Source organism: Paenibacillus sp. NPDC057934, from assembly GCF_042887565.1.
GTDB lineage: Bacteria > Bacillota > Bacilli > Paenibacillales > Paenibacillaceae > Paenibacillus_AQ.
This window is the reverse complement of sequence record NZ_JBHVPB010000005.1, coordinates 216,651-230,103: the sequence shown is the minus strand read 5'-3', so window position 1 is coordinate 230,103 and position 13,453 is coordinate 216,651. Positions and strand designations below refer to the sequence as shown.

9 protein-coding genes are annotated in these 13,453 nt (G+C 43.6%); 1 reads left to right on the top strand and 8 read right to left on the bottom strand.

Annotation, left to right across the window (positions count from 1 at the left end):
- Window positions 1-3: 3 nt before the first annotated feature.
- From ACFVRY_RS13395 to ACFVRY_RS13365, 7 genes are all read right to left on the bottom strand, one after another.
- A complete protein-coding gene (locus ACFVRY_RS13395; protein WP_387500677.1) occupies window positions 4-2,349 on the bottom strand; it encodes a glycoside hydrolase family 65 protein in 2,346 nt (781 codons plus the stop codon).
- A gap of 179 nt (window positions 2,350-2,528) precedes the next feature.
- Window positions 2,529-3,539: a LacI family DNA-binding transcriptional regulator gene (locus ACFVRY_RS13390; RefSeq protein ID WP_387500676.1), complete on the bottom strand. Its 1,011-nt coding sequence runs from the start codon at window positions 3,537-3,539 to the stop codon at window positions 2,529-2,531.
- Between the two features lie 337 nt (window positions 3,540-3,876).
- The gene (locus tag ACFVRY_RS13385) at window positions 3,877-4,398 is read right to left on the bottom strand and encodes a serine O-acetyltransferase (RefSeq protein WP_387500675.1); all 522 of its coding nucleotides are present in this window, start codon (window positions 4,396-4,398) and stop codon (window positions 3,877-3,879) included.
- A 258-nt stretch (window positions 4,399-4,656) separates the two neighbouring features.
- Window positions 4,657-5,580, bottom strand: coding sequence for a glycosyltransferase family A protein (locus ACFVRY_RS13380; protein ID WP_387500673.1), 924 nt, complete (start codon window positions 5,578-5,580; stop codon window positions 4,657-4,659).
- A gap of 349 nt (window positions 5,581-5,929) precedes the next feature.
- A complete protein-coding gene (locus ACFVRY_RS13375) occupies window positions 5,930-6,892 on the bottom strand; it encodes an SHOCT domain-containing protein (protein WP_387500672.1) in 963 nt (320 codons plus the stop codon).
- A gap of 1,019 nt (window positions 6,893-7,911) precedes the next feature.
- A complete protein-coding gene (locus ACFVRY_RS13370) occupies window positions 7,912-10,149 on the bottom strand; it encodes a penicillin-binding transpeptidase domain-containing protein (RefSeq protein ID WP_387500671.1) in 2,238 nt (745 codons plus the stop codon).
- A gap of 1,080 nt (window positions 10,150-11,229) precedes the next feature.
- Window positions 11,230-11,988: an HNH endonuclease gene (locus tag ACFVRY_RS13365; protein WP_387500670.1), complete on the bottom strand. Its 759-nt coding sequence runs from the start codon at window positions 11,986-11,988 to the stop codon at window positions 11,230-11,232.
- 238 nt (window positions 11,989-12,226) lie between these two features.
- Between ACFVRY_RS13365 and ACFVRY_RS13360 the strand changes: the two genes are divergently transcribed.
- Entirely contained in the window at window positions 12,227-12,955 is a 729-nt protein-coding gene (locus ACFVRY_RS13360) for a M48 family metallopeptidase (protein ID WP_387500669.1), read from the top strand.
- Here the strand turns inward: ACFVRY_RS13360 and ACFVRY_RS13355 are convergent.
- Complete coding sequence (locus ACFVRY_RS13355; protein WP_387500668.1) at window positions 12,950-13,441, bottom strand: hypothetical protein; 492 nt, start codon at window positions 13,439-13,441, stop codon at window positions 12,950-12,952. The genes ACFVRY_RS13360 and ACFVRY_RS13355 overlap by 6 nt on opposite strands.
- Window positions 13,442-13,453 lie beyond the last annotated feature (12 nt).

Sequence of the window (13,453 nt, the reverse complement as noted above, 5' to 3'; positions counted from 1 at the left end):
CCCTTATAATGTCGATGTATTAGCAAATGTAGCATTTTCATGTACTTCTTGCTGCTTACCGTGAACGATCAGTTGAATCGACCCACCTGTAACATTGGTAATGGAAATCTCTTGCGGGGTAATGTTAACTTCAAGGCGTTTACCCTGCCAGTAGAGCGGGAAGGACAACCGGTCCCAATGCTCAGGCAGTTTTGGTGCCAGATGAAGTTTTCCGTCCAGCATTCTCACGCCGGCGAAGCCCATTACCGCACATTCCCAAATTCCGCCAAGTGAAGCCGAGTGGATACCCGCATCGGAGGAATGAACCTTCGGTCCGAGGTCAATCTCAGTCGCTCTGTGGAAGAGACGGTAAGCAAGTTCCTTGTCACCAAAGTCGCTGGCCAGAATCGAGTGTGTGGACAGTGACAGCGAGGAATCATGCAATGTTTTTTCCTCGTAGTATTCGTAGTTAGCACGTTTTACTTCTGGTGAGAATTTATTCTCCAGTAGGAAGAACAACATCATAATGTCTGCTTGCTTCGAAACCTGCAAGTTACCAACCTGATCCAGGTTGTAGTCATTGAATATACTGCCCACTTTTTCCTGATCCTTGTATGGTGTCAGGTCAATAATTTCCTTTTGCAGATACGTATCGTCCTGCGGAATAATCAGATCCTCGTTCGGTTGTGGGAGATAGATCAGATTCAGCTTACTTTCCCAAACTTTATGAGCTTCTTTCAGGTTCAACAATCCATCATAACGGGCGAACAGTTCTGGACGCTGAGCTTCAAGCTCCTGATAGTACTCCATTGCCAGCTCGATGTTGAAGTGAGCCATGTAATTGGTAAAAGCATTGTTGTCGACATGCTCTTTATATTCGTCTGGTCCGACAACTTCGTTAATTTCGTAGCGTCCGAGCTCTTCATTCCACTCCAGGCGGCTTGCCCAGAAAACAGCTGTATCGAAGATGATCTCATAGCCGTATTTCTCCATGAAATCGGTATCTCCAGTAGACCGGAAGTAATGCCATACTGCATAAGCTATATCGGATGTAATGTGCTGTTCAATGAATCCGGACCAAATCTTGGTCTGCTCACCTGTCACAATATCAACTGCACCCCATACTGGTGTTACTTCGCCGTCAGACGGCCAAGCTGCTTCCCACGGATACATCGCTCCAGCAAAACCATTTTCCTTAGCCTTGTTCCGAGCGCCTTCCAATCCCAGGTAACGGTATTCCAGCAAAGAACGAGCAATTTCCGGATTGCTGTAGATGTAGAATGGCAGGATGAAGATTTCTGTATCCCAGAAAGAGTGACCTTTATAGCCTTCGCCGCTCAATCCTTTAGCGCCAATACCCATTCTGTTATCGTGAGCTGGCGTCATGACTACCAAGTGGTAGTGTGCGAAGCGTACACCAAGCAAGTCAAATGAATTGCTGGACTCAATCGTAATTCCGTAATTGTCCCACACCTTAGCCCAAGCAGCAGTATGGCTGCTGAACAATGCGTCGTACCCGGACTCTTGTGCTGTTTTCAATGCTGCAAGTGCTACTTCCCGCATCACTGGCAGACTGTAGTTGTCACCGAATTCCTTGTCACGGCTAGTGTATACAGTCGCTACCTTCTCGAATGTAAGGGATTGTCCTTCTTCCAGCTTCAAGCTGTAACCAACAGCTACAATACGGCGGTCGATCTCCATTGCTGGCGCAACTTCAACCAATTGACCGTCTACCTTCAAACGATGTGATGCGCCGATAGCAAAATCAACCTTCGATTCTGTTGTCGTCTGGATCAGTTCCAGATATGTCTTGTCATAGATGCGCTTCTCGCCTTCATGGAAATGTTGGCTACCGCTGTTGCTGACTTGAGCATCAATACCGGAACTCACTGACAGATTCACCGAACCACGAAGTACTTTCACTTCCATCTTCAGTCCGATGACATGCAGGGAATCCAAAGAAACGAAACGACGGAATGTGAATTCCAGTTCCTTGCCTTCGCCATTGTTCCAGATGAAGGTACGAACCAGTTCAGCGTCGCGCAGATTCAAGCTGCGGCTATATGTCTTAACTTCACCTTGCTCCAAAGTAAAGCGTTTGCCATCTATCCGAATGTCCAGCTTGGTTAGATCCGCCGCATTCGGCAGCTCGCTGACTTCCAGTTCATCGAAACGGTTGAATGTACCGTTTACGAACAAATTGCGTTTCTCACCTACATAAGACTCCTCCGCTGCGGAACGAAGTCCCATGTAGCCGTTGCCAAGAGACATTACAGCTTCACATTTGGCTAGTGCCAAGCTTGAGAATTGGTCTTCCGATACAACCCACCCCGGGGCTCCATCAGGTAGTGTCTTGTTGTAATTTAGCATGGGTTAGATTTTCCTTTCTTTCTCCTAGTATTCTCTCTCTAATTCAGGGAATCTTTGTAAGCGATATCGAAATCGTTTTCGAACTTCAGAAAAAACATCGAAAACGATTTCGATAAACTCATTAAGATCCCTTTGTGTAACAAATTGTGTAAGGGATTTCGAAAACGTTTTCGACCTTATTATAAAAGCATGATTGTCTCTCTGTCAACTATTTTGAAAGGAAGAATCTTATGATATCCAGGGGTATTATTTTCCAGCATCTTCACAACCTGCTCCAACGCGGAGTATCCAATCCCGGCAAAGTCCTGGCTGATCGTGGACAATTTCGGTGTTGTATAGCTCGACAGCACAATGTCATCAAAGCCCAGGATCGAGATATTGCCTGGGATCTGCAGTCCTAATTCCCGGCAACGATTCATGAATCCAATCGCCATGAGATCACTGGCCACAAATACGGCTGTAAGGTGAGGGTTGTCCGTAATGTAGGATTCTGCCAGATCATAAGCCTGTTCTTCGCTATAATCGGCCTCTACCACACGCGAAGGTTTGTATTCAATCCCTGCTTCTTCTAGCGCTTCACGGTACCCCTGCTGCCGGACAATGCTGACCGTAGCATATTTATGCCCGTTGATCATTCCGATCTCCCGATGTCCCTTGCCGATCAGGTACTTCACCGCTTGCCGGGCAGCCGTAAGGTTATCCGTGATTACAGAGCCAGCGTGCGGACCAACCGTATCTGCATCAATAACCACGCAGGGAATATCACTCCCGACTAGATCCTCAAAATAAGGGTCCGTCGTCCGCAGACCAGAGATCACCACGCCCGCGATCTTATGGTCCTTGCAGAATTGCCAATAGGACTTATCCTGCTGTTCGGACAGACTGCGGGTATAGATCACGACCTCATATCTGAACTGCGTAGCCGCCGCATAGACACCGCTCATGATCTGGAACATGACACCGTCCTTACCATTGGCCTGCTCAAAGTTCGAGATGATCAGCGCAATCGTCTTTGTCACCTTATGCTTCAAATTCTTAGCTAACATATTGGGCGAATAATTCAGCTCCTGCGCAGCCTGCAGAATCTTCTTCCGCGTAGCTTCGCTGACATCGCTGTACCCATTAAGCGTCTTCGAGACCGCAGAAATACTCACGCCCGCATGTTTTGCCACATCTTTAATCGATACCATAATCCGCACTACCATCCTTCTTGATATTTCAGTTATGACTGTATTTATCCCCCATTATAGCACATAGGGAGTGATGAGGAATTTAAGGGGATCACAAAAAAGAAGGGAATTAGAACCATAGTGCTTACCGTAAAAGTGCTGCTTCCCCTTGATTGGCTTGCCTTTTAGAAGTTTGGACCAAAGATAAAGACTGCATTCAATGGCTTTATTTCTAGCCCAATTCAAGGGGGGATTGCTCGATTTTATGCAGCTTCATTCAGGACAATGCGGTTCGCTCCTACAGTTCCAAACTTCCCCCTTCGTTCCTCCTCGCTTTTGTTTCTTTCTTTTGTTCATCCTATCTAGCATGTTCTGCTTTAGGTTCATTGCGGAGCAAATTTCGTGCCGGAATTCCTATCGCTGATGCATTGTCAGGCACATCCTTGACCACTACCGACATCGCTCCAATATTCGTATCATTCCCAATCCAGATAGGACCAAGTATTTTAGCCCCCACTCCGATCAAGGCTCTGTCTCCAATGACTGGCTCACCTAAACCGTTTCTTCCCCCAATCGTCACTTGATGAAAAATAGTAGCATAGCTCCCGATCACTGCCTTATGACTAATAACAATCCCATTTAGGCCATGCGGTAAATGAAGATAGTTCCCGATCTTAGCCTGTGCATGTAATTCTCCGTTAGAAATAATCCTGACGAAAAACAAATCCAGCACCTTATAAAGTATCCACAGCGGTTTCTTCACAATCTTATGTTTCACCTGATAGTGCACCCAATTACCAAAACGATAAGTAAATAAGACCATGAGCGTTTGCGGATTTCTGCGATTCGCTTTTAAATCTGTTTTAAAAGACTTAATCACCGGGGCTCCCTCCATTTACATATTGAATTTCCATTTCATATAAGGATCTATTTCCAACAGACTTGTATCATAAAGTGGTGAACTTCGGCATGTTTTATTCTGGGTTGGATTTAATTCAGTGCTGATGTGGGAGTAAAATTCATTATGTAAGAGCTAAGGAGGGGTGGATCTGAGGGGTGGTAGAAATATTCAATACTTCCATCTGATAAAACTAATAAACCAATTTTAGTATCATTTATTTGGAAAAAGAAATTCGTGCTACGCACCTTTAAAAAGTGAACGGAGCTCTTCTTTTCCTTTTTTATATCCAAGGTAAGCCTCGTGATTACGATTAAACTTTGCTTCCAAACTGAGGAATCCGGCCGTCCATCTGAGCATGAAGTACCTGAAGTAATTCGCCTTATTTCTCGTCTTTAGCAGATGGAAGTGATTTATGATTTTCGTGTGAGCAACCTGCTCGGCATTATCCCTTGAGGTCGGTGATCCGTGGTGTATTAATTTCAGATCTGGATTTACATACATCGGGCCGTGTTTACCAGCCAAAGCAGAGATATACAAATCTTCGCCCAGACTATATCCTTGGAGCCAGCTCACCGCTTCGATCTCAGAAAGGTACTGTTTCCGGTAGCACATATTGCAGCCATGCAAAAACTCTGTCCGAAAAACATTCTTCTGGATATTCCACAAATTCATAGCTGAAGCAAATCCGCTTAACGAGTATTTTCCCGGAGAAAACAAACTGCGGCCACTAAGAATCATCATAAATCTACCTTTGAGAGAGCATGAAAGGCCTTGGTCAGCGCCGCTAATTCCAACAGCTTCCGGGTACGAAATCAGCGTTTGCTTAAGAACATCCAAATAATTAGCTGAAAGCTCAACATCATCATCTATGAAAAGAATCGTCTCGTAGCTGCTAATCTCAATAGACTTAACTCTAGACTTGATCAAACCAGCTTCACTAGGGTCTTTCTTATAGTATCGAAGATACATATTCCCCTTGTTAATGAGGCTACCGGCGTGGTCGAGCCAGTCTCTATCGGTATCACCATCATCCACAATAATGACCTCAATGCTGTCCTCCTCCATGTTCGTTTGTCTTGAGATGGACTCCACACACTTCATCAGATCCTTATGCCGGTTCCTGGTGCATATAGCGACAGACAGTTCGATAGAGTTGCCCATAGTCACCACAGCCTTTTTTCCATAATAATACACGTATAAGGATAGATATTATGTCGAAAATTGTGTGGATTTAAAGTTTTTTGTGTGTGAATTTGTCTGCAATGAATTGATATACTTCTAGAAAACAAAAATGCTGCGTGTAGTCGCTCTCCATCTGTTCCGATAGACCCTCGCGCGCTTATATTCGATGAAACGTGTTACCGTCGACTCCCACAATTTACCTTCGCTAATTTTCGTTACTCTAGCCAAAACAAAAACGCCTCCCATTCGTAATGAACGGAAAGCGCTCGAGTCCTGTGCGCCTTTATCCTACAAATCCTTGAGCTAGAGCAATTAGTAGAATAATGATCTATTGACTTAATAATTTGAATTTTCTTTCATCAAACTCTTCCTGCGTTATAACTCCCATATCTAGGAGTTGCTTAAATTTCAGTATCTCATCTGCAATACTAAATGGTTCATTATGAACCGTTGCAGCTGATTCATCAGAAAAATCACTGTAATCCTCTTCCACAAACTCACCTGTAATATCTATAATCTCTCTCTTAACATCTTCATAATCTCTATCGAAATCCTCATTTGAGTACCCGTTTATTGTATCATGTAATGTTGTTCTAAGACGATTCCCCATAGGCTTCATTGACGTATATGTAAGACCACCAGAAATCACTCCTCCAAGAACAGGTATAGCTTTTGATAGACCTTGAGCAAACGTCTTTTTGGTTATTTTCACTCCGATTGAAGCAGCTACTTTTTTTATAATAGGATAATATATCGTCTTTGTAAGTGCCTGTTGCGGCAGTTTCCTCAACATCTGCTGTGATAATTTCGCAGATACGATTTTTAATGCTGATGCAGACCCTCCAACACCGAACATTACCCCTAAAAATATTGTAAGCTCACCCTTCACTCTATCACTATCTATCTTTTGATTATCCCACAAATCTCTATGCCCAAAAATATATGCTAGTTCTTGTGCCATTCGTAAAGCAATGCCAAAGAACTGCAATGTATCTGCTGGAATAGTAGCAGCCATTGCTAAGCCCCCAGGAAGACCTGCTGCAAATGAAGCACCTGTACTCTGAAGTGTTCGTTTTTCAATATGTAACTTAGCAACTTTGTCAAGAATATGAAGAGGAACTCCCGCCTCAATAGGCCCTTTATCCAGCACTTCATGCAACTTTTCTGAACTCACCTTATCAGCTAAAGCATGAACCAGAAACTCTTTTCGATTCACTTTCACACCAGGAATTTTAAGAGCATTCACTAGTACCAATTCAAAAGAATTATTTGATGACTGTCGACTTCCCAACAATACTTCCCCCTTAATACTTATTAATAAAAACTTTAATAAAAACTCTCCCTAATATTTCGACATTAAGGTAATAATACCCTCTTCATCCAGAGCTAATCTTATATTTTTCGAAATTATCCAATTCTCTTTCTTACATTTATTTAAAACATACAATACATATCTTTGTGGGGGGCCGTCTAACTATGAAAATTATCAACAATTATTGTCTCTTTTCAGAAAATCTACTTTCTGTTTCTCATTAGTAAGCATTCTAGTTTGCGAGGCTAACTACACGGGGAATGACGACAAGAATATTTTGCTGATTGGTTTTAACCCCTTCCTGAACGCTGTCGTTTACGATCAACCCTTTCGAAGTTGGATAATCGGAACCTATGATGTCATTCGTCCGACTACCTATTTGTTACACTTTGCTTCCTTCTTTTTAACAGGATCTGTTGTAGATATTCTGAGTTATGTATTTGGAAGACGAGACAAATAAAAATCCTCCTTCCCCCTACCTGTTTTGTGAAGAACCGATAGCTCGAAAGAGGACCATTTAGCAGGAGTCCTGTTATGCCTCGACCAACCTTTTCCGAAGCTCACCGGACTCATTATTAAAATAATGGTATATACAAACAAAAAAACTTGATTTCTCATGGTTTTTCCGTGGATGCCGAGGACCGGGATCGAACCGGTACGGTAGTCACCTACCACAGGATTTTAAGTTCTGAAGTAGTCTTCCTTCGTAGACCTTTTTTTGGAAGATCGAGCTGAAATCCTTTAACCATGCGAGTTACAGGGGGCTTTTTATGTTTCAGACGCCAATGACTCTTACATAGGCCCTTCAGCTCATGTGACCTGTGTTTACCTCGATTATCTTATTCCACTTTTACAGAATTAGACCTTCAATATTCAGTAGATATAATCTCTTATCTTCATGACTATTCGGGACAAACAGGGCTTATAACAAGCCTCGCTTAACGGCAAAAACAAAAATCAACAAGCCGAATTAAAAAGATGAACGGCTTATCTGCCGGCTACCCTCCACTACCCCCGGTATCCGAAGCTTCCTCTTCCGCCGTAGATACCGGAATATCCTCGCCGTATGCACCCATCGGACTAAGCCTCAGCTGTACAAGCCTTTTGCCGTTCTGGATTAATTCTGTCTGCTCGGTGATATATCCTTCGCCTTCAACGGAAATCTTGACCTTCAGCAGATTGAGCACCTCCATCGCATCACGCAGCGACTGTCCCCGGAGGTCAGGAATAGATGCCTGGTCTCCCTGCTGACTTAACAGATAGATCTTTTGTCCCGAAGCAAGTAGGGTGCCCGCCTCCGGATACTGGCTGACCACTTCGCTTCCGCCTCCGACCGTTTCAAAATCAAAGCCCTGATCCATCAGCAATTTTCTGGCCGCCTGCACCATTTTGCCGGTCAGATCGGGTGCGGAGCGCTGCGCGGAAGGTGCATTTTTGACGGATATGGAAACACTGCCTCCATCGCCCGTTGTAACTTTTGGCACACCCATATATGACAATACCTCGGATACGATCTCTTTAAATACCGGTCCCGCCGCAGCACCACCGCCAGCAGCATTAGCAGGCTCGTCAATGCCGACATAGACCACAATCTTCGGATTATTAGCCGGTGCGTATCCGAGAAAGGACGAATTCACCTTGTTGCGGTCATACCCGCCCTTACCGTCAGGTTTAATCGCCGTACCGGTCTTGCCTGCTACCCTATAGCCTTCAATGTACGCATGACGGCCGGTTCCATGGAGCAGGTCTGCAACGACCTGCTCCAGATAACTGCTGGTTTCACTGGCGCTTTCCGCGGAAATAACCTGACGTACCACCTGTGGCTGGGTTACGGTAATCTTGCCGGTATTGGGATCGGTGGTCTCCTTGACCACGTGCGGCACCATCAGTTTGCCGCCGCTCGCGATGACCGAGATGGCGGTAAGCTGCTGAATCGGAGTAACAAGCACTTTGCCGTGCCCGAATGCGATCGTCGCGTTCTCCGAAGCATTGTTCGGTGTTGGATTGACGATTCCTCTGACTTCGCCCGGCAGGTCAATACCGGTAAGATCGTTAAATCCGAAATCATCCACGTATTGCAGCAGCCTTTCCGGACCGAGCATTTCATAGCCAAGCTTGACGAAAGCCACGTTACTTGAACGCTTCACGCCTTCCAGGAAGGTGATTTCGCCATAACCACTTCTCTTCTGGTCATACAGCGGCTTGCCGTACCCCTTGATGCGGATAGAACCGGACATGAAGGTGGCTTCCGGATTAAACAACTTCTCCTCCACCGCTCCGGCAAGCGGTACAATTTTAAACGTGGAGCCTGGTTCAAATCTCGTTTTGATAGCATGGTTGAAAAATACCCCGGGATTAGAGGCATAATTCCAGAACTCATTCGGGTTAAAGTTCGGCATATTCGCCAGCCCCAATATTTCCATGGTGCTGGGATCCGCGGCAATTACCGTAATACTCTTGGGCTTGAGTTCTTCATAAGCCTTCTGCATTGCCTGTTCGATATAATACTGGATGGTGCTATCAATCGTCAGCTTAAAATTACTTCCATTGACCACCGGCTGGTAAGTATCCTCCGAGTCAGGCAGCTTGATGCCTTTGCCGTCGCTCTGGTAGAATAGCTTACCATTCTCACCCTTAAGCTGCTTGTCAAAATACTTTTCTAACCCCATCACCGCATCGCCGTCGCGGTCTGTATAACCCAAAACATGTGCGGCCAGTGTTTGTTGCGGATAATAGCGCTTCTGCTCCCTAATCAAGCCGACGCCAGTCTCCAGAGTTTCGTGCTCATCCTTCAGCTTCTCAATAAACTCGTCGACCTTGTCACGTAGCTCCCGGTCTATCCTCCAGCCTTCATTACGGATCTCCCGGTTCTTCAGATACTTTCCGTTCTCGTCTTTGGCTTCCACGAGCGCCTTAATCTCATCCTCAGGCTTGCCGAGCAGTTCATGCAGGCCGGTGATCACTTCTTTCCCGATGCCGAGCACAGAAATCGCATCCGGATTGACCACTACCGTGTAGGCCGGCACATCGCTGGCCAGCACCTTGCCGTTGCGGTCCTCGATCGTGCCACGCACCGCTTTAATCACCGAGGTATGGGCCCATTGCCCTGCGGCCCTGGCTTGCCAGAATTCCCGGTCCAGCACCTGAATCCAGAATACTCTGCCGAGCAATACAAGAAAAAAAAGGGTGATACACCCTCCTATAAGCAACGTGCGAAGTTTTATTCTCTTCACCATAAGCAAACCCCACAAACATATATATTGCGATTTCCGAGAAATCGCTCCATTCAGCTCATAAATATGGACGTAACGCCATAGCAAGAGGACAGCCACGAAAGCAAAAACGACCACCACCAATATATATAGCAAATACCCAGTTCCTTTTCGATGGATTCCCCTGTCTTTCGATAAAGGCTATACGCCTAGCCTCTTCAATCTACTAGAACAGCTTGCTGCTTCGCTGAAAAGGAATATCTGCTGTAAAGGGCTGAATATGTATGCGCTATCAGCGAGAAGCGGCTGAGTGAGTTATTTCCTTCCAGAATCAGATAATAGGCGATGGACAAGATCTTCTTGTAGGTGTCAGGGAAACAAGTCTAGAGATCAGTTTCAATGCCGGTGGCCTGTCCGATTTGATTCTAACAGGTAGAATTCGCCGTAGAAACTGTGCTAAAAGCGGGTGATCGGTAGAGGCCTCGCTTTTTAGCAGGGTCGCCACACTCCGTCTCCGACACTCTGCAATTAGTTTGATAAATGATTGCCATAATGAACACCAGCCTTGTTACACATTGTACAATGTACAACAAGGTAAACTCAACCATTTTTGAGAATATATTGTCACTATACTGTTTGGGAACTTAGGCTAAATGTAATAGACCATTGGAGCATTGGTGTGAAGTCTCCATTTCTCTGTACGCGAGCCAAAACCACTCATCATGAAGTCGGCACAAGCATCATTCCGAGCGTACCGGAAACCCCGAATCTACACGAAAAAGAAGAACTGTTAGCAAAATGTTAGCAAACCCACTTAAAAACAAACAAGGGTTCCAGCTCTAATGAGCTGAAACCCTTGTTGTTCTAGTGCCGAGGACCGGGATCGAACCGGTACGGTAGTCACCTACCGCAGGATTTTAAGTCCTGTGCGTCTGCCAATTCCGCAATCCCTTGCTATGAGTGCACTTTTAGCTATCTGTTCAATGTTAGCTTAACAGGATTCGATGGTATTGAAATTAGTAAAATCCTGTGTGCTTAAGCGTATTATATCAGTACATCAACAGGAACACAAGTTCCCATATTGAAATCTGAATAAGAATTGTCTTATACCTTGTTACTTTTTATCATCACCATTAGCTGTTCTAAAGTTAATGGGGTATCCTTTTTACGATGAACCATTCTATGACAGTTTGAGCATAAGACTGCAATACCTTCTTTGGGATCTACATAGTGTTCTCCCTTTACACTGGCGAGCGATTCAAGATGATGTATTTCAATAAAACCCTTACCGTACTCACCATAGTGTTCCTCAAAGTTAAACTCACAACCCATGCATGTTACACCATGAATCAATATTGCGGCCTTTTTTAATTTTGGATCTCGTTCATATTTATTAACAGTAACTCTTTTTCCCTCTCCCTCTTTAAACAAAGCTTCTTCATTGTCTATATCAACTTCATATGATTTATCATTTTCAATAAAACAATCAACGATTTTATTCGGTATATAAACCCAACCTCCACCTGCTGTGGATAGTCTTTTCGAAAGCCTATGCCCAAATGAATCAGCATATTTAGTTAATTTATCTAAATAAAATTCATATTCATCGATAGAAACGGGATCAAAATAATTTTTCAATGTTTTTTGGGTTTGCCCCCCGTCTCCCTCCCCTTTATAATTTTCATGATTTGTATTACTATACCCAATGAATTTACTCGGAGCAAACAGATCTAAAATAGGGTGATAGTACCAATGATAGAACATATTGAATTTCTTATTTGCAAAACTTTTCGTATGTAATCCACGATTAAACTCTAACATATTACGTTCTATATATTCCCATCTCCATTGTTGAATACGCACCTATTCCTCACTCCCATTCTTACTTTTATTGAAACAGTATACTAAACTGTCGGTTTCTCTGTTTTTATCCACATTAATCTTTGAATCATTATTAATAGTCATTTTTTAACTAAGCCTCACTTAATTAGTAAAGTTCCGTTTCACCTTCAAACTTAACAACTTGCCAGCGAACAACAGATTGATCTATACTTTTTATACTGAAACACAAGAGCTCAACGAATTTAAAGGAGCGTTACAGATGCAGCATCAAATGACTTACGGTACAACCACCATAGAATATACTCTGATACGTAAGCCAGACAAAAAAGACGTCTCCATTTCTGTAGATATGTACGAAGGAGTGCGTGTTATTGCTCCTGATGGCATAGAGCAAGTTCAAATTGATCAAATCATGTATAATAAAGCACCTTGGATTTTAAAGAAACAGTATGGATTCCGTGAGATTGAGGAACAGGTTTCACATCATGAATTCCTAAGCGGTGAGAAAATTCGTTACCTTGGGAGATCATATCGACTGAAAGTAACCAAGCAGCCAATACGTACAGCTACACTTCAATTTAAAAACGGGAAATTCAGTGCGGGTATACCTATTCATTATAACCAAGAACAGCAAACCGAGAAACTTAAAAACCTCTGTATTGACTGGTACAAAGCCTATGGCACTGTGAAAATTCAAGAACGTATAAAACAATACAGCAAACTGATGAGTCTAACCCCATATTCTCTGCTCCTTAAAGACCAAGAAAAACGCTGGGGCAGTTGTACTCAAAAAGGAGAGCTTCTGATCAACTGGCGTATCATGATGGCTCCCCTGCGGATTGTGGATTATGTAGTTGTTCATGAAATGGCACATTTAAGAATACCTGACCACTCTGAAGCTTTCTGGAGCTTTATCAAATCAGTTATTCCAGATTATGAAGAACGAAAAGAATGGCTACGAGTAAATGGTCCAATGCTAAATCTATAACCTTTTTGACACTAACATTTGAGCACCCTTTTCGAGCAAATCCTTGTTTTTTCCCTGGGACGCTAATAAGATTCCTACTCCAGCTACAATAACAACTGACCCAATTGCATATTTGGTTAGGTCCCTGTAAAATTCACGATTTTCCTTAGACTCCTCTCTAATCTCTGTGATCATCGTTCCTAACATAGCATGAACCCTATCTCTTTGATCATCAGTCAACTCACGTGCGAGCTCTTCTTTTAGAATATCGGAAATTGCCGCTAACATTTCTTTCACATTATGAGATGAATTTCTTTGTGCTTCAGCAAAAGTTTTAAAAGCATCTAACAAAGCAGTCGCTGTCGGATTAACACTATCCAAGTAATCTTTGATCATATCAGCGGTGAATTTTTTGTCTTTCGAAAACTCATTAAACTGAGCATTCAGATCATTAGCATTGCTTTGTTGTTTTTTATTAAACTGGAATTTACCCTTATTTAAATCCACATGTTTACCTCC